Source organism: Brachybacterium sp. p3-SID1565, assembly GCF_025143785.1.
GTDB classification, from domain to species: Bacteria; Actinomycetota; Actinomycetes; order Actinomycetales; family Dermabacteraceae; genus Brachybacterium; species Brachybacterium epidermidis.
In genome coordinates, this window is the sequence record NZ_JAMBDS010000006.1 from 50,267 (window position 1) to 66,696 (window position 16,430).

Sequence of the window (16,430 nt, forward strand, 5' to 3'; positions counted from 1 at the left end):
CTCGACGCCGCCGAACGGAAAAGGGTGCACATAGCTGCGCTGAGGACAGTGTGGCCGGTGGCGGGGCGCTGGTCATCCGACCGAGGTAGGGAGTTCGTGCGCTCCTTGCCGTACCACGGTCCGTGATTGCGCCCTAGTCTCGTATCCATGAGCTCCTCCGACTCCGTGCCCGATCCGCTGCTGCTGCTGCCGCTGCGCCAGCGCATCGTCGAGCAGCAGCTGGGCGTGCGTGCCCTCCACGTGATCCGCCCGGGCAGGCCCGACGTCACCCACCTGTTCCGGTCCGACGCCCCGGAGAACCTCTACTCGATCTCCAAGGCGGTCACCGCCCTGGCCGTGGGCCTGGCCCGGGATGAGGGTCTGCTGGATCTGGACGACCGGCTCGTCGACCACCTGCCGGCCCCCACCGGAGGCACCGGGCCGGACGGGGCCGCCACCCGCGGGTACGGCGAGGGGATCGACCAGGTGCGCCTGCGGCACCTGCTCACCATGACCTCGGGCTCCCCGGTCACCGCCTTCACCGACGAGGAGCGCGAGCACCCCGGCCTCACCGATCACTTCCTGGGCACCGACCTCTCCGCCCAGCCCGGGGACGGCTTCGTCTACTCCAACGGCTCCACCTTCATGCTGGCCCGCGTGATCAGCGAGCGCACCGGGCAGAGCCTGCGCGACTGGCTGATGCCGCGTCTGTTCGAGCCGCTGGGGATCCTCAACCCCCAGTGGTTCACCGACCGCCAGGGATTCACCTGGGGCGCCACCGGCCTGCACCTGACCAGCGCGCAGGTGGCCCGGATCGGCGGGCTGCTGCTGGGTGAGGGCATCGCCCCCGAGGGGGCCGCCGAGCCGGGCACGCGCCTGGTGCCCGGGGAGTGGATCCGCGCCATGCACGCCGCCGACGCCTGGGTCCCCACCGGCGAGGCGGACCCCGAGGGCGGGAAGTACGGCTTCGGGGTGTGGAAGTGCTCGGTGGGGGAGTCCTGGCGGGCCGACGGCGCCTTCGGCCAGTTCCTGGTGGTGCTGCCGGAGCAGGAGGCCTGCGTGGCGATCACCTCGCACCTCGAGGGCAAGCCCGGCTCCGAGATCCTGCGGGCCGTGTGGGAGGAACTGCTGCCGCTGCTGTGAGCGGGGATATGTGACGCGCTGCTGAGCGGGGTCAGCGGCGCGGCGCCGGTCCCGTGCTCTCCCGTGCCATCAGCTGCATGGGCAGTCGCTCCACCATGGGAGGCCCCCCGCCGGGGCGCTCACCCTGCTCCCCGTCGATCAGACGCGTCAGCATCGCCACCGCTGCCCTCGCCTTGGCTTCGATGTCCTGGGCGACGCTGGTCAGCTGCGGCCTCACCCACCGGGTGACGGGGGAGTCGTCGAAACCCGCCACCGACATCTGACCCGGCACGGCGATGCCGCGGTCCAGCAGCTCGCCCAGGATCTCCGCCGCGAGCACGTCGCTGGAGGCCACGACGGCCGTGGGCCGCTCCGGATGCGCGAGGATCTCATCCACCGCGCGTACCGCGGAGCCCGGGTGGTGGTCGGCGTGGACCGCGATCAGATGGGCGGCGCCCTGCAGCCCGTCGCCCGTCGCGGCGTGCTCCAGGATCGCCCGCTGCACACCCTCGTAGCGGCGCGCCACCACGCCCGGGGCATCGGTCAACGGGCCTGCGAAGGCGATCGCCCGGTGACCGTGCTCGATCAAGTGCCGCCCCACCGCGAGACCCCCGCCCGCGTCGTCCACTCCCACCACCGGGACCTCGGAACGGCGCGAGTAGTTGTCCAGGAACACCAGCGGCCGGGGATGGGTGCGGGTGAGGTCGTTGATCTCGTCGGCCACCGAGCCGTAGACGATCAGCCCGTCCACCCGCCACGAGCCCAATCGCCGGGCGGCCCGGACCACGTCCCTGCTGGCTGCCGGGATGAACGAGAACCCCGCCCGGGTCACGGCCTGGCCCACCGCCCCCAGCAGCAGGGCGTCGTGCGGGTTCTCCAGCAGAGCGCGCGACTGGCCGGGGTGGTGGAGCACCAGGCCGATCATGCGGGAACGGTTGGCGGCCAGGGAGCGGGCCGGGGCGTCCGGCACGTAGTCGAGCTCCTCGATGGCCCTCAGCACCCGGGCCACCGTCTCCGCGGAGGCCTTGTGGTGACGACCGTTGATCACATTGGACACGGTCATCCGGCTCACGCCCGCGGCCGCCGCCACATCGCGAATGCTGCTCATGGGGCTGGTCCCTCCCATCGGCCCCGGGGGTGGCGCCGCTCGACCCCCCGGTAGGCCCATCCTTGACCATCCGTGTGCCCTGCGCCTAGCCTACGAAGTCGTGGACCGGTAAACAACGGTGTGACCTGCGGGGGTTCCCATCCCCGCGTTTCTGCTGGTCTCCGGAGCGGGCGGAGTTGCCCGTTCCGCGACTGTGACGGAGGAGCTTCCCATGAACCATCTGGTCGACCCTGAACGATTCGCCCCGTCGCGTCGCGCGCTCCTGGGGGCCCTCGGCGTCTCGGCGGCGTTCCCCGCGCTCGCGGCCTGCGGTGGCGGCGACCCGGCGGAGAAGGCGGCGGAGGACGTCGCCTCCAACGCCGAGGTTGAGCTGCCCACCTACACCGAGCAGACGGCCGTCGAGCCCGACATACCCGGTGAGAACGGCTCCACCCCGGGCTACACCTCCTATCCGGAGGATCTCCCGCAGACGGTCGATGCGCCCCCGGGCTCCGGCAACACCTTCACCCTGATGGTGCCCACTTGGAGTGCGGTGCAGTCGGGGCTGAACAACGCGTACACGCAGGCCCTGGACGAAGCGCTCGGGTCGAAGCTCGAGTACCAGATGACCACCGGCAACGACTACCGCGACAAGCAGGCCGCGGTGTTCGCCTCCCCGGACGACGTGGCCGACTGGGTCTCGGTGTTCGGCTGGAACCCCCCGGCCCGGTTCGACCAGGCCGTCGAGTCCGTGTTCCAGGACCTGACGCCCTTCATCGGCGGGGACAAGATCTCCAAGTGGAAGAACCTCGCCAACCTCCCCACCGCCGCCTGGCAGTTCGGCGTGTTCAAGGGCAAGCTCTACGGCATCCCGGTGCCCGGCGAGATTGTCACCGACGCGATCTTCTACCGCGGTGACATCTTCGAGGAGCTGGGCCTGGAGGCGCCCACCAACGCCGAGGAGTTCCTGGCGGTGTGCGAGGAGCTCACCGATCCCGGTGCCAATCGCTGGGCCACCAACGACCTCAACACCGGCGCCCCGAACCTGATGTTCGGTGCCCCGCCGGACTGGCGCGTCGATGACGGCCAGCTCATCTACCGCTGGGAGACCCAGGAGTACCGTGATGCGCTGGAGTTCCAGATCCAGCTGTTCGAGAAGGGCCTGGTCCACCCGGACGTCGCCGCCGACACCGGGGACGCCAAGCAGCGCTTCGAATCCGGCCAGGTGGCCATCCACTACGACGGCGTCGGCGCGTGGGGTGAGGCCACCAAGCGCGTCCAGGCCTCCAACCCCGACTACCGGCAGGTGCCGATGAGCGGGCTGTCCGCCAAGGGCGGGGACCCGATCCGCTACACCGGCAGCGCCGCCAACTTCTTCAGCTTCCTCAAGAAGTCCGACGACGAGGCCCGCATCGAGGAGCTGTTGGGCATCGCCAACTACCTGGCCGCCCCCTTCGGCACGAAGGAGTGGGAGCTGGTGAACTTCGGCGTGGAGGGCACCCACTTCAACCGGGGCGACGGCGGGGTCCCCGAGCCCACCGAGGCGCTCGCCGCCGAGCACCCCGGCGTGCTGTCCACCCTGGTCACCGGGCCGCTCGCGAAGTACGACTTCGCCGATCCGGGGCACGTGGAGGAGTACTGCGAGTGGATGAAGGGCGAGACCCAGTACATGGTCGAGGGACCCTTCTACGGCCACCAGGTGCCCAAGCCCGCCGAGTACGCCTCCCTGGACCAGCCGATGTACGACCTGGAGAAGGACATCGTGCGCGGCCGCAAGACCATGGACGACTTCGACGCCGCGGTGGAGACCTGGCGCAGCAGCGGTGGTGACCGGATGCGCGAGTACTACCAGGGCGTCTACGACGAGCTGGACAAGTGAGCACCGCGCACGGTGCCTCGGCGGGGGCCGCCCCCCCCGGGGCCCGCCGGGGGGGGGCCCCCCCCCCCCCCCCCCGCGGGGGCGGGAGGGGGAGGCGGCGCGGGGGCCTGCGTATCCGACGATTCCACACATGGGGCTCACGCTAACGGCCCGCGCAGGGTGTGACACCCCGAAACCGCTGGTGGAGAGAGGTGTCGCTCACGATCCAGAGCGACCGTGCACGCACGTGGAGCATCCCACGCAGGTTCGGTCACGATCGGTCACGGCCTGTCCGGTGCGCGTCACGGGGCCCGGGCTGGAACAATCGCCCCATGAGATCCGCCGTCAACGCCGTCTCCCCGTTCGACGAGATCCCTCGTGACGAGTGGGCCCGGCTCTCGCAGCAGACCCCGCTCCCCCTGTCCGAGCAGGACGTGGCGAAGCTGCGGGGCCTGGGCGACCGGGTGGACCTGCAGGAGGTCGATGCGGTGTACCGGCCCATCTCGCGCCTGCTGAACATCCAGGTGGCCGCCGCCCAGCAGCTGCGCATGGCACGGGGGGACTTCCTGCCCCAGCGGCAGCACCGCACCCCGTACGTGATCGCGGTGGCGGGATCGGTGGCCGTGGGCAAGTCCACCACCGCGCGCCTGCTGCGGGAGCTGATGGCGCGCTGGCCGGACACGCCGCGCGTCCAGCTGGTGACCACCGACGGGTTCCTGTACCCCAACGCCGAGCTCGAGAAGCGCGGCATCATGCACCGCAAGGGCTTTCCCGAGAGCTACGACCGCAGGCGCCTGCTGCGGTTCGTCTCCGACGTCAAGGCCGGGGTGTCGAGCGTGGAGGCACCGGTGTACTCCCACCTCACCTACGACATCGTCGAGGACGAGCGGGTGGTGGTGGAGCGACCGGACGTGCTGATCCTGGAGGGCCTGAACGTGCTCCAGCCCTCGCGGCCGCGCCGTGACGGGCGGATGGGCCTGGCGGTCTCGGACTTCTTCGACTTCTCCGTGTACGTGGATGCCCGCGGTGAGGACGTGCAGCGCTGGTACGTCGAGCGGTTCCTGCAGTTGCGACGCACCGCCTTCAACGACCCCCGCTCCTACTTCCGCCGCTACGCGGAGCTCTCGGACCAGGAGGCCAGGGAGACGGCCGAGCGGATCTGGCGCTCCATCAACGGGCCGAACCTCTCGGAGAACGTGCTGCCCACGCGCGGTCGCGCGGACCTCGTGCTGCGCAAGGACGGCCTGCACCGGGTGCAGACCGTCCTGCTGCGCAAGGTGTGAGGAAGGGCCGGCCGCACTGGCGACCGGCCCCTCACGGGGGCACGCAGGCTCAGAGCCCGACGCGCTCGCTGACCACAGCGGCGAGGCGCTCAGCCACGGCGGTGGCCTGCTCGTCGGTGGGCGCCTCGACCATCACGCGGACCACGGGCTCGGTGCCGGAGGGGCGCAGCAGCACGCGGCCGGTCTCCCCCAACTCGGCCTCGGCCTCGGCGACGGCGTCGAGCACACCGCGGTCGATGGTGGCGCGCGCCTTGTCCACGTTCTTGACGTTGATCAGGGCCTGTGGGAGGCGGGTCATGACGTCGGCCAGCTCGCGGGCGGTACGCCCGGTCTCGGCGATCCGCTGCAGGAGGTGGAGGGCGGTCAGCTCCCCATCACCGGTGGTGGCGTGCTCGGCGATGATCACGTGCCCGGACTGCTCACCGCCGATGGAGTACCCGCCCAGGTTCATCTCCTCGAGCACGTAGCGGTCGCCCACGGCCGTCTGCCCCAGGAAGATGCCGTGCTCGCGCATGGCGAGCTTGAGGCCCAGGTTGCTCATCACCGTGACCACCAGGGTGTCCTCGTGGAGCTTGCCGCGCTCCTTGAGGTCCAGGGCCAGGATCGCCATGATCTGGTCGCCGTCGATGACCTCGCCGTCGGCGTCCACGGCCAGGCAGCGGTCGGCATCACCGTCGAAGGCCACGCCGATGTCCGCGCCGTGCTCGCGCACCGCTCGCTGCAGGGGCTCGAGGTGGGTGGATCCCACGCCGTCGTTGATCAGGCCGCCGTCGCTGAGGTCGCCGATCACGTGCACGGTCGCGCCGGCGCGCCGCAGTGCCTCGGGGCCGGTGACGGCGGCAGCCCCGTTGGCGCAGTCGGCCACGACGGTGATGCCCTCCAGGGAGCGATCCAGGGTGCAGACGAGGTGCTCGACGTAGGCATCGATCGCGCCCTCGTAGCGGCGGATGGTGCCCACGTCGGTGCCCTCCGGGCGGTCCCACTCCTCACCGAGGCGGGCCTCGATGGCGTCCTCGACCTCGTCGGGCAGCTTGGTGCCGCCGCGGGCGAAGAACTTGATGCCGTTGTCGGGGGCGGGGTTGTGGGAGGCGGAGATCATCACGCCCAGGTCGGCACCAGTGGACTGCACCAGGTACGCCAGTCCCGGGGTGGGCAGCACCTCGGCGTCCAGCACGTCGACACCCGCGGAGGCGAGTCCCGCGCACACGGCGGCGGTGAGGAAGTCACCGGAGGGGCGGGTGTCCCGGGCGACGATGGCGCGCGGCTTGGTGCCGCCGAAGGCGCCCAGGGTGCCCAGCACGTGGGCTGCGCCCACGGAGAGCTCGACGGCGAGCTCCGCGGTGATGTCGCCGTTGGCGCGTCCGCGCACTCCGTCGGTACCGAACAGTCGTGCCATGGGATCCGATTCCTCTCGCAGGGTGGTGTCGCCGGGTGGTGTCGCAGGGTGGTGCTCCGGTGGGCCGCTCAGGACGACCGACTGTTCGAGGGTAGCGGGCAGTGGGCCCGTCGCCGCGAAGATCTGCCGATGTCATCGACTGGGGAGAGCAGGGCCACGCCGGGCAAGGCCACGCACGGGCCGGTGGCTGCCCACGCGACAGGACCCCGCCACCGAGGGGTGACGGGGTCCTGTGCGAGCTGGAGGAAGCGGCGCTGCCGCTCCGATCAGCGCTTGGAGTACTGAGGCGCCTTGCGGGCCTTCTTGAGCCCGGCCTTCTTGCGCTCGATGACGCGGGCGTCACGAGTGAGGAATCCGGCCTTCTTCAGGGTGGGACGGTTGTTGTCCTCGTCGATCTGGTTCAGCGCGCGGGCAACGCCGAGGCGCAGAGCGCCGGCCTGGCCGGAGGCGCCGCCGCCGTGGATGCGGGCGATGACGTCGAAGCGTCCCTGGATGTCCAGCACGCGGAAGGGCTCGTTGACCTCCTGCTGGTGGACCTTGTTCGGGAAGTAGTTCTCGAGGCTGCGGCCGTTGACGGTCCACTGGCCGGAGCCGGGGACCAGGCGCACGCGGGCGACAGCCTGCTTGCGACGGCCGGTGCCGTAGCCGGGAGCGGTGGCCGACTGGCCGCGGCCGGTCGAACCCTCGGTCTGGGTGGACTCGGTGGTGAAGCTCGACGGGGCCTCTTCGTCGGTGACGGTCTCGAGGGCCTCAGGGGTGGTCTCGGTCACGGTTCTCCTTGGTTGTTCCGTGCGGCAGGGCGAAGCGCGGGACGCGCCCGCTTACTGCGCCACCTGGTCGATGGTGAAGGGGACGGGCTGCTGAGCAGCATGGGGGTGCTCGGCGCCGCGGTAGACCTTCAGCTTCTTCAGCTGCTGGTCAGCAAGCTTGTTCTTGGGGAGCATGCCGCGGATGGCCTTCTCGACCGCCTGCTCGGGCTTCTTCTCCAGCAGCTCGGAGTAGGGGATGCCGCGCAGGCCGCCCGGGTAGCCGGAGTGGCGATAGGCCAGCTTGGTCTCGCGCTTGTTGCCGGTCAGGGCAACCTTGTCAGCGTTGATGATGATGACGAAGTCGCCTGCATCCACGTGGGGTGCGAAGACCGGCTTGTGCTTTCCCCGCAGCAGCTGAGCAGCCTGGGAAGCGAGCCGGCCGAGGACGACATCCGTTGCGTCGATGACGTACCAGGAACGCTCGACATCGCCGGGCTTCGGGGTGAACGTACGCACTCGTGCCTTCTTCTCTCGTCGGAGTGCCCCGTGAGCGGGTGCTCAGGGGCACGGTTCGATGGACCGTGGACACGCTTCCCTCGGTTGAAGCATGGCCTCTTCGCTGGGCCCGGACCGTTCCGCTTACGCCGCGACGGCGGTCCTGGGTGCACTGTGAGGAGCCCTTTTCGCGCCGACCTGTGAGGAGTCGGCGGCGGATCAGGGCGCGCACCAAGGCACAACGACGACCAAGACTACTGGTCGGGCGGCGACGGGGTCAACGCGGGGGCGGGGTCCCCGGGGTGTGATCTCCGGCTCGCGGGGCGTGCAGCATCAACTGCAGCAGCCGTCCAGCCCCGGCCAGGGCCACCAGGACCGTGGCAGCGGCACTGGTGGCATGAAGGGGCCACGACCATGGCGAATGGTCAGCGCCGCCGATGAAGTAAGTATCGGCCAAGGACATCCCAGCCCCGAAGCTCGCTGCGAAGTACGCCGGAGTCCCCGCGGCCAGCAGCACCAGATACCCCAAGGCCAGCGTGGACACCGGTGTGCGGGACCGCATCCCGACCACCCCGAGCACCAGTGCGAGCACGACGCCGAGGGCGGGAATGCCGAGGGCAAGGACCGGTGACAGACTCTGATCCGCGGCCTCCAGGTCGCGATGGATCTGCGAAAGGGTGCGGCCCGGTGCTGCGGCCAGAGGGTTCAGCACCAGGATCTGCACCACGGCGAGCGTCGCGTACGCGAGAACCAGCGATGTCCCGACGAGGACCACGGCCACGTGGCCACGCGCAGCCCCACCGCTGCGGCGGGCCTCCCGCGCCGCGGCGGCCATCGCGTCCACGTCCGTCCGTCCTGCGTTCATGCCGCCCCCTCTGGTCCGGACCCTGGGACGGGTCCTCCGCGGAAAGGCTAGGCCGGAGGGGCGGGCAGCTGACGGGTGCGCACCGGACCTGACCAGCAGCTGCACCGTTCCTTCACCCATGCCCGTCCCCCGCTGCGCTGACTCCTGCTGGGGTCTGGCTGCAACGAGCTCTACCCCCGCAGCACCCGCGCGGCACGCGCCTGCGCGGCGAGGTCCGCCTCGGCCGGGTACTCGACCCCCTCGAGGGTGAGCCCCTGGGGTGGGCACAGCGGCGCGGACCCGGCACTGGTGCGGGTGGAGGACTGCCGGGTGCGGGCTGCGAGAACCTGCGCGGGCCAGTCCTCCCCTTTGCGTCCCTCCCCCACGGCCAGCAGCGTGCCCACCAGGGAGCGCACCATGTGGTGACAGAAGGCGTCGGCGACCACAGTGGCGACCACCAGGCCCTCGTCGGTCCTCCCTGGCTCGGGGCGCTCCCAGGAGAGCTGCTCGAGGGTGCGGATGGTGGTGGCTCCCTCTCGCGGCTTGCAGAAGGACAGGAAGTCGTGCTCACCCAGCAGGGCGCGGGAGGCGCGCGCCATCGCCTCGACGTCGAGGGGCCAGCGGTGGCGCAGCACGTCGCGACGCAGCGGGTCGTGCACCGTGGGGCCGTCGGAGATGCGGTATCGGTAGCGGCGGCGGAGCGCCCCGAACCGGGCATCGAACTCCGCAGGGACCTCCCGGGCGGCGTGGACCACCACGTCGGCGGGCAGCAGGCCGGCCAACCGGGTGACCAGGGCGTCGGCCGGAGCGCGGTCGGAGCGGCCGGGGATCGTGGCGAGCACGGGGCCGGGAAGGTCCAGGTGGCACACCTGCCCGCGCGCATGGACACCCGCGTCGGTGCGCCCGGCGACGGTCACCTGCACGGGCACGCGGGCAATGCGGGACAGGGCCTGCTCCAGCTCACCCTGCACGGTGCGCTGCCCGGGCTGGGCGGCCCAGCCGTGGAAGTCGGTGCCGTCGTAGGAGAGGTCCAGGCGCAGGCGGGTGAGCTGAGGGACGCGGGACGCCTCTGGCGCGCCGGCTTCCCGGGGAGCGTCCGGTGTGGGATCGGCGGGCTGATCGACGGACATGGTGCCGATCGTATCGGCGGCGCTCGGTACGCTGGCCCGCGTGAAGATCCTCGTCATCGGCTCCGGCGGCCGCGAGCACGCGATCATCCGCCGCCTCAGCGCCGACTCCCCCGCCCCTGACCTCCACGCCGCCCCCGGCAACCCCGGCATCGAGGCCCTGGCCACCTGCCACGACATCGCCGTCGGCGATCTCGACGGCCAGGTCGAGCTGGCACGCCGGCTGGAGGTGGACCTGGTGGTGGTCGGCCCCGAGGCACCGCTGGTGGCGGGTGTCGCCGATCGCCTGCGGGCGGCCGGCATCGCCGTGTTCGGCCCGTCGGCGGCGGCTGCCGCCCTGGAGGGCTCGAAGTCCTTCGCCAAGGAAGTGATGGCCTCCGCGGGCGTGCCCACCGCCGCCTCGGTCACCGCCTCCGACGAGGACGCACTGGTGGCGGGCCTGGACCGGGTGAACCCGCTGGGCGATGTGCCGTTCGTGGTCAAGGCCGACGGGCTCGCGGCCGGCAAGGGCGTGGTGGTCACCCCTGATCGCGAGGCGGCCCTCGCCCACGGCCGTTCCGTGATCGGTGCGGGCGGCTCGGTGGTGCTCGAGGAATACCTGGACGGCCCCGAGGTGTCCCTGTTCTGCGTGTGCGACGGCGAGAGGGTGGTGCCGCTGGCCGCGGCCCAGGACTTCAAGCGCGCCCTGGACGGCGACCAGGGCCCCAACACCGGCGGCATGGGCGCCTACTCTCCGCTGCCGTGGGCCCCCGAGGGTCTCGTGGATGAGGTGGTGCGTACCATCGTCCAGCCCACGGTCGAGGAGATGCGCCGGCGCGGAATCCCCTTCGTCGGCATCCTGTACTGCGGTCTCGCCCTGACCGCCCGCGGGGTGCGGGTGGTGGAGTTCAATGCCCGCTTCGGCGATCCCGAGACCCAGGTGGTGCTGGAGCGCATGGCCTCGCCCTTGTCCGAGCTGCTGCTGGCAGCGGCGCGCGGCGACCTGCAGCAGGCCCAGGCCCCCCGCTGGCACGACGGCGCGGCTGTCGCAGTGGTGCTGGCCTCCGCCGGTTACCCGGCCGAGGCCCGCCTGGGCGATGAGATCACCGGCATCGAGGAGGCCGAGGCCGCCGGTGCCCACGTGCTGCACGCCGGTACCGACCGACGCGAGGACGGCGCCCTGGTCAGCTGCGGCGGTCGCGTGCTCGCCGTGGTGGGCACCGGGGAGGATCTGCAGGCCGCCCGCGAGCTCGCCATGGCCGGGGTGGAACGGATCGAGCTGCAGGGGTCCCTGCACCGCACCGACATCGCCCTCCGCGCCGCCGAGTCCGAGCGGAGCGGCGCCGGGGAGGCGGGGCCGGCATGAGCACGCCCCCCACCGGCCAGCCGCTGCTGACCGCACCGGAGCTGTCCGGCTGGGACCACGCCGTCGGCGGCAAGGTGCGCGAGCTGTACGTCCCGGCCGGCACCGATCCGGCTGAGGCCACCGAGGTGCTGATGGTGGCCACCGACCGCATCAGCGCGTACGACCACGCCCTGCAGCCGGGGATCCCCGACAAGGGCCGGCTCCTCACCGCGATCAGCCTGTTCTGGTTCGAGCAGCTGGAGGATCTGGTGCCGAACCATGTGCTGTCGGCGACCGACGTGCCGGCCGAGGTGACCGGGCGCGCCCTGCGCTGCCGCGGCCTGGACATGGTGCCGCTGGAGTGCGTGGCACGCGGGTACCTGACGGGGTCGGGGCTGGCGGACTACCGGGCCACCGGCTCCGTGGGCGGGCATACGCTGCCCGAGGGTCTCACCGAGGCCTCCCGCCTGGAGCCGGCGATCTTCACCCCCGCCACCAAGGCGGAGGTGGGTGACCACGACGAGAACATCACCGTGGATGAGGCCCGGCAGCGTCTGGGGGGCGACCTGGTCGAGGAGCTCGAGCACCTCACCCTCGCCGTCTACGAGCGGGCGCGGTCGATCGCGGCCGGGCGGGGCATCCTGCTGGCCGACACCAAGCTCGAGTTCGGCCACTCCCGCACCGACGGCTCCCTGGTGCTGGGCGACGAGGTGCTCACTCCCGATTCCAGCCGTTTCTGGTCCGCAGCCGGGTACCGCGAGGGCCGGGCCCAGCCCAGCCTGGACAAGCAGTTCGTGCGCGACTGGCTGACCTCGGACACCTCCGGATGGGACCGCGCCGCCGACGCTCCTCCCCCGGCTCTGCCGGCGGAGGTCGTCGAGCAGACGCGGTCCCGGTACGTGGAGGCCTACGAGAGGCTCACCGGTCAGGTGTTCTGAGGCTCAGGTGTCCTCCACCAGTGGCACGAAGCGGAACCGGCCGTGCTGGGTGTCGACTATCCGGTCCCCTCGGCGCTCGACCCGGTGCATGACCGTCGCCACGGGGATCACCATCATGCCGCCGTCGGCGAGCTGGTCGATCAGCTGGTGCGGCATGCGCTGCGCCTCTGCCGAGACCAGGATCCGGTCGTAGGGTCCGTCGCCGGGTGCACCGAGCACCCCGGCCTGCGTCTCCCGGATGCTGGCATGGGTCGCCTCACCGAGCGCTGCCTCGAGGGCCTCGCGCGCGGGCCCGATCAGCTCCGGGCGTCGCTCCACGCCGATCACCTCTCCGCAGCCGCCGACGAGATGGGCCAGCAGAGCGGTGGTCCAGCCGGATCCGGCCCCGAGGTCGAGCACCCGGTGCCCCGGTTTCACGTCCAGCAGCCGCAGCATGGTCGCGACGGTGTAGGGCTGGGAGTTCGTCTGGCCGTGGCCAATGGGAAGGGCGCAGTCGATACCGGCGTACGGGCGCTGCTGCTCGGGCAGGAACGGTGCCCGGGGCACGGCCTCCATCGCGGTCTGCACACGATCCGGTCCCATGGGCGTCTCCTTCGCGTCCTGCCTGCTCGGTGGGCGGGTCAGCGCGATCCGAGCTCGACGACCCGCTCGGGCTCCGGCCAGTCGCGCACCTCGGTGCCCTCGGGGGCCAGCTGCGTGGATTGCCGCATGTAGATCGCGCGCCCCTGCTCGCTGGCAACCGCATCGTGCACGGGAAGAGCAAGGCGGGGGCGGACGGCACGCAGGAAGTCGATGGTCTCGGACATCTTCGACCAGGGGGCGACCACCGCGAAGGCGAGGGCGTCGATGCCATGGAACTCCTGGACGGGTTCGAGGGAGTCGCCGGTGACGCCGAGGCGCTGGCCGCCCCCGGCACTGATCACAAGGCCCGAGTTGCCCACGCGCGGGATGTCCGGGTGGATGATCGCGTGGCGTCCGCCCACGGCGGCGATGCGCAGTGGTTCATGCCCGTCCACGGCGGGGAACTCGTGGCTGCTGCCGGCCGGGAGGGGCACCAGCCGATCACGAGTCACGACGGGGGCCGAATCGCCGTCGCCGGCATCGTCACCGGCGCTGTCATCGCCGCCATCGCTGTCATTGCCGGCAAGCATCTCGGCGGTCTCGGGCTCGGCGATCACTACGGCACCCGGGCTGGCCCGGAGGATCTCGGTCAGCAGCTCGGGGTCCACGTGGTCGGGATGCTGGTGGGTGATGGCCACGACGTCGATCGCGCCGAGCACATCGGCGCTCAGTGACCGCACGCCCTCGGCGCTGAAGCCTCCCGGGTCGATCATCAGGCGTCGGCCGGCGACCTCCACGAGCAGGCACGAGTGGACGAGGTGACGGATCTTCATCGGTTGCCTCCCGGCATCATCGGCACGGTCAGGTGGTCTGTTTCGAATGTAGCCCGCCCCGCGCGGGGCGGGGAAGCCGATCGGTAGGATGAGCTCGCCCGCCCCGTCGTCCTGCCATCGGGTCGACACCATCCCCCAGGAGATTGCCCATGCCGCGCGTCGTGGTCCACGTCATGCCCAAGCCCGAGATCCTCGATCCGCAGGGGAAGGCCGTCGCCGCGGCGCTGCCCCGTCTGGGCTTCGAGGGGATCGGCTCCGTGCGGCAGGGCAAGCGCTTCGAGCTCGAGGTCGACGGCGAGGTGACCGACGAGGTCCTCGCCTCCCTGCGCGAGGCCGCCTCCACGCTGCTGTCCAACCCTGTCATCGAGGACGTCGTCGCCATCGACGTGGAGGACTCCGGCTCCCTGGAGCGCGCCCTGGACGCCGGGGCGGAGGAGCAGGCCTGATGCGCATCGGTGTGGTGACGTTCCCCGGGACTCTGGACGACCGGGACGCCCTGCGTGCGATCCGCCTGGCCGGTGGTCAGCCCGTCGCGCTGTGGCATGCCGAGGGGGACCTGCTCGATGTCGAGGCCGTGGTCCTGCCCGGCGGGTTCTCCTACGGTGACTACCTGCGGGCCGGTGCGATCAGTCGCTTCGCCCCCGTGATGGAGCGCGTGGTGGACGCCGCGAACGGCGGGATGCCCGTGCTGGGGATCTGCAACGGCTTCCAGATCCTGTGCGAGACCCACCTGCTGCCCGGGGCGATGATCAAGAACGCGCACCGCGCCTTCATCTGCCGTGATCAGCCGCTGCGGATCGAGAACAATCGCACCGCCTGGACCACCGACTACGAAGCGGGTCAGGTGATCCGGATCCCCCTGAAGAACCAGGACGGCCAGTACGTGGCCGATGAGCGCACGCTCGCTGAGCTCGAGGCCGAGCGCCGCGTCGTGTTCCGCTACGCGGAGGGCGCCACCCACGGCCCCGAGGGCTTCGAGGTGAACCCCAACGGCTCCCGCAATGACATCGCCGGCATCACCAATGCCTACGGCAACGTGGTGGGTCTGATGCCGCACCCGGAGCATGCGGTCGAGGCCGGTTTCGGGCCCGACGAGCCCGGTCAGGGCACACGCACCGGCACGGACGGTCTGGGGATCTTCACCTCGGTGCTGCGCAGCCTCGTCGCCTGAGCACCCGCTCCGACGCCGCTCTTCCCACCGCGCGCAAGCCCGCGCGTGATCACCCCGTGCGCACCCGATGCTGCCTTTCGTCCGGTCGTGCGGCTCCGCAGATGCCCGCCCCCCGTCCCCCGCCGTCTGTCGATCGTGCGGTCAGGCGGCGGTGGGTGCTCGATGTCGGTGGTGCCGCCCTGGGACCAGGGCGCGGTGTGGTGGGCATCGAGGTGACGGGACCGGTGACAGCCCGGGAAGCAGCAGCCTCCGCCACCAGGGCGGCCTTGCGATCGGGGAGGAACCTCCTCCCCCATGTGCTCAGACCCGGTGGGCCGACAGCACCGTGAAGCGTCGGTCGCGGGCGCGCTGACGGGCAGGCCCCACCCGGCGCTCCAGTTCGGCGCGGTAGCGCAGGTGCGAGTTGTGCACCATCCACAGCTCACCTCCCGGCCGCAGCACCCGGGCGGCGGCGTCGAGCAGGCCGTGCACGAGGGTGGCATCGATCGCGGTGCCGTCGTGAAAGGGCGGGTTCAGCAGCACCAGGTCCGCGCTGCGGTCCGCACGGCGCGACAGGGCGTCATCCCACATGACCTCGACCCGGGGCGCGGATGCCGGGCCATCGACGTCGGCACCTCCTGCGGGCGCGGATCCGTCACGAGCGGCCTGGGAGGCGAGTGCATCGAGGGTGGCTCGGGTGGACAGCACTGCATCGAGGTCGTCGTCGCTGGCGATCACCCGGGCGCCCGGCAAGGCCAGCGTGAGGTAGGCCGTGAGCAGGCCGTTGCCGCAGCCCAGATCCACGGCGCAGTATCCCGAGCCCACGGCAGGATCCGCCTGCCCAGTGACGTGAGGACCGGGCAGCGAGCCGTCCGACCGAGTCCCCTCGGCGTCGAACTCCCCCGCAGCCAGTGCCTCATCGAGTGACTGCAGCAGGAGCAGACTGCCGGCGTCGGCGGAGGCTCCGCCGAACACGCCGCCGATGCCCCGCAGGGGCAGCTCGTGGGCCTGTCCCCGGATCGTGATCGCAGCGGTCCCCTCAGCGGGCTGCATGAGATCGGGCCCGGGCCTGGGGCCGGTGGCGATGAGAGCCCGGGACTTGCCCAACCCCAACGACGCGCGCACCTCGGTGAACACACGGCCCAGCACCTCATTCTGCTGCCGGGTCATGTGCTTGACACGCCCGCCGGCCACCAGCTCCAGATCATCGCGTCCGGACCCGCCCGCAGCGAGGGCGAGACGCCGAGCCCGATCCTCGAGCCCTGCGAGGGACTTGGGCAGACGGCCCAGCGCCAGGTGGGCATCGGCGCTCGAGGCGAACTCCTCCAGCGGCACGGGCTCCAGCGCCGGGTCCGACGCGGGCGCCGCACCGCCCGGCGCCGTCCTCGCACCGCTCGGCACCACCAGGCGCCCATCAGCGATCTCACGGGTGAACTGCTCGGCGATCTCGCGAGCACGCGCACAGGAGGAGGACCAGGAGAACACGCGCGCACCCTCGTGCTCGGCGAGCGTCTGAAGGGAATGCGCGGTGAGGGCGCCTGTGGCGTCGTCGACGACGATCACGTCGCAGGGGCAGCCCGGCCCGCCGGCCTCGGACTCGGCCGTGCGCAGGACGACCCGGTCGGTCTGATCGGCAGTGGGCGCTCCGGAGCTGTCGGGCGTGGACGCAGGCATGGCCTCGAGT

Annotated in this window: 16 protein-coding genes; 7 read left to right on the top strand and 9 right to left on the bottom strand. The window is 71.5% G+C overall.

Annotated elements, in window-relative coordinates; all coding sequences use genetic code 11:
- Positions 1–147: 147 nt before the first annotated feature.
- Complete coding sequence (locus tag M4D54_RS02855) at positions 148–1,122, top strand: serine hydrolase (RefSeq protein WP_193865116.1); 975 nt, start codon at positions 148–150, stop codon at positions 1,120–1,122.
- A 31-nt stretch (positions 1,123–1,153) separates the two neighbouring features.
- Here the strand turns inward: M4D54_RS02855 and M4D54_RS02860 are convergent, their stop codons facing one another.
- Positions 1,154–2,209, bottom strand: coding sequence for a LacI family DNA-binding transcriptional regulator (locus tag M4D54_RS02860; RefSeq protein WP_193865117.1), 1,056 nt, complete (start codon positions 2,207–2,209; stop codon positions 1,154–1,156).
- A 211-nt stretch (positions 2,210–2,420) separates the two neighbouring features.
- On the opposite strand from M4D54_RS02860, the gene M4D54_RS02865 reads away from it, so the two are divergent.
- Positions 2,421–4,067, top strand: a complete 1,647-nt coding sequence (locus tag M4D54_RS02865) for an extracellular solute-binding protein (RefSeq protein WP_193865118.1) — start codon at positions 2,421–2,423, stop codon at positions 4,065–4,067.
- A gap of 311 nt (positions 4,068–4,378) precedes the next feature.
- Complete coding sequence (gene coaA / locus M4D54_RS02870) at positions 4,379–5,329, top strand: type I pantothenate kinase (RefSeq protein WP_259791138.1); 951 nt, start codon at positions 4,379–4,381, stop codon at positions 5,327–5,329.
- Positions 5,330–5,378: 49 nt separating this feature from the next.
- On the opposite strand, the gene glmM is transcribed toward coaA, so the two are convergent.
- The 5 genes from glmM to truA form a co-directional block, all read right to left on the bottom strand.
- Positions 5,379–6,725, bottom strand: coding sequence for a phosphoglucosamine mutase (gene glmM / locus M4D54_RS02875; protein WP_259890213.1), 1,347 nt, complete (start codon positions 6,723–6,725; stop codon positions 5,379–5,381).
- Positions 6,726–6,991: 266 nt separating this feature from the next.
- Positions 6,992–7,495 carry a 30S ribosomal protein S9 gene (gene rpsI / locus M4D54_RS02880; protein ID WP_193864468.1) on the bottom strand — a complete coding sequence of 168 codons (504 nt, stop codon included), beginning with the start codon at positions 7,493–7,495 and terminating at the stop codon, positions 6,992–6,994.
- Positions 7,496–7,546: 51 nt separating this feature from the next.
- Positions 7,547–7,990, bottom strand: coding sequence for a 50S ribosomal protein L13 (gene rplM / locus M4D54_RS02885; RefSeq protein ID WP_193864467.1), 444 nt, complete (start codon positions 7,988–7,990; stop codon positions 7,547–7,549).
- A 256-nt stretch (positions 7,991–8,246) separates the two neighbouring features.
- Entirely contained in the window at positions 8,247–8,834 is a 588-nt protein-coding gene (locus M4D54_RS02890; protein ID WP_193864466.1) for a hypothetical protein, read from the bottom strand.
- Positions 8,835–9,004: 170 nt separating this feature from the next.
- Entirely contained in the window at positions 9,005–9,943 is a 939-nt protein-coding gene (gene truA, locus M4D54_RS02895; protein ID WP_228018424.1) for a tRNA pseudouridine(38-40) synthase TruA, read from the bottom strand.
- Between the two features lie 40 nt (positions 9,944–9,983).
- Here truA and purD point away from each other — a divergent pair, with 40 nt between their 5' ends.
- Positions 9,984–11,285: a phosphoribosylamine--glycine ligase gene (purD, locus tag M4D54_RS02900; protein WP_259890214.1), complete on the top strand. Its 1,302-nt coding sequence runs from the start codon at positions 9,984–9,986 to the stop codon at positions 11,283–11,285.
- Positions 11,282–12,202: a phosphoribosylaminoimidazolesuccinocarboxamide synthase gene (locus tag M4D54_RS02905; protein WP_259890217.1), complete on the top strand. Its 921-nt coding sequence runs from the start codon at positions 11,282–11,284 to the stop codon at positions 12,200–12,202. Before purD ends, M4D54_RS02905 begins: the two co-directional genes overlap by 4 nt.
- Before the next feature lie 3 nt (positions 12,203–12,205).
- Here M4D54_RS02905 and pcm read toward each other — a convergent pair whose 3' ends face one another.
- Both pcm and M4D54_RS02915 read right to left on the bottom strand, forming a co-directional pair.
- Complete coding sequence (pcm, locus tag M4D54_RS02910) at positions 12,206–12,784, bottom strand: protein-L-isoaspartate O-methyltransferase (protein WP_193864464.1); 579 nt, start codon at positions 12,782–12,784, stop codon at positions 12,206–12,208.
- 38 nt (positions 12,785–12,822) lie between these two features.
- On the bottom strand, positions 12,823–13,596 hold the full coding sequence (locus M4D54_RS02915; protein WP_193864463.1) for an MBL fold metallo-hydrolase: 774 nt from the start codon (positions 13,594–13,596) through the stop codon (positions 12,823–12,825).
- Between the two features lie 149 nt (positions 13,597–13,745).
- Here M4D54_RS02915 and purS point away from each other — a divergent pair, with 149 nt between their 5' ends.
- Together purS and purQ are read left to right on the top strand one after the other, a co-directional pair.
- On the top strand, positions 13,746–14,042 hold the full coding sequence (purS, locus tag M4D54_RS02920) for a phosphoribosylformylglycinamidine synthase subunit PurS (protein ID WP_193864462.1): 297 nt from the start codon (positions 13,746–13,748) through the stop codon (positions 14,040–14,042).
- Positions 14,042–14,767 (top strand): phosphoribosylformylglycinamidine synthase subunit PurQ, encoded by a 726-nt coding sequence (purQ, locus tag M4D54_RS02925; protein ID WP_193864461.1) that lies wholly within the window; start codon positions 14,042–14,044, stop codon positions 14,765–14,767. Before purS ends, purQ begins: the two co-directional genes overlap by 1 nt.
- A gap of 300 nt (positions 14,768–15,067) precedes the next feature.
- Here the strand turns inward: purQ and M4D54_RS02930 are convergent, their stop codons facing one another.
- Complete coding sequence (locus M4D54_RS02930) at positions 15,068–16,420, bottom strand: class I SAM-dependent methyltransferase (RefSeq protein WP_193864460.1); 1,353 nt, start codon at positions 16,418–16,420, stop codon at positions 15,068–15,070.
- Between the last annotated feature and the right edge of the window lie 10 nt (positions 16,421–16,430).

Excerpts from the sequence above, each read along its gene's own strand:
- M4D54_RS02855 (WP_193865116.1), top strand. The coding sequence starts at position 148 with ATGAGCTCCTCCGACTCCGTGCCCGATCCGCTGCTGCTGCTGCCGCTG.
- M4D54_RS02860 (WP_193865117.1), bottom strand. The coding sequence starts at position 2,209 with ATGAGCAGCATTCGCGATGTGGCGGCGGCCGCGGGCGTGAGCCGGATG.
- M4D54_RS02905 (WP_259890217.1), top strand. The coding sequence starts at position 11,282 with ATGAGCACGCCCCCCACCGGCCAGCCGCTGCTGACCGCACCGGAGCTG.
- coaA (WP_259791138.1), top strand. The coding sequence starts at position 4,379 with ATGAGATCCGCCGTCAACGCCGTCTCCCCGTTCGACGAGATCCCTCGT.
- pcm (WP_193864464.1), bottom strand. The coding sequence starts at position 12,784 with ATGGGACCGGATCGTGTGCAGACCGCGATGGAGGCCGTGCCCCGGGCA.
- M4D54_RS02915 (WP_193864463.1), bottom strand. The coding sequence starts at position 13,596 with ATGAAGATCCGTCACCTCGTCCACTCGTGCCTGCTCGTGGAGGTCGCC.
- purS (WP_193864462.1), top strand. The coding sequence starts at position 13,746 with ATGCCGCGCGTCGTGGTCCACGTCATGCCCAAGCCCGAGATCCTCGAT.
- M4D54_RS02865 (WP_193865118.1), top strand. The coding sequence starts at position 2,421 with ATGAACCATCTGGTCGACCCTGAACGATTCGCCCCGTCGCGTCGCGCG.
- M4D54_RS02930 (WP_193864460.1), bottom strand. The coding sequence starts at position 16,420 with ATGCCTGCGTCCACGCCCGACAGCTCCGGAGCGCCCACTGCCGATCAG.
- M4D54_RS02890 (WP_193864466.1), bottom strand. The coding sequence starts at position 8,834 with ATGAACGCAGGACGGACGGACGTGGACGCGATGGCCGCCGCGGCGCGG.
- glmM (WP_259890213.1), bottom strand. The coding sequence starts at position 6,725 with ATGGCACGACTGTTCGGTACCGACGGAGTGCGCGGACGCGCCAACGGC.
- truA (WP_228018424.1), bottom strand. The coding sequence starts at position 9,943 with ATGTCCGTCGATCAGCCCGCCGATCCCACACCGGACGCTCCCCGGGAA.
- purQ (WP_193864461.1), top strand. The coding sequence starts at position 14,042 with ATGCGCATCGGTGTGGTGACGTTCCCCGGGACTCTGGACGACCGGGAC.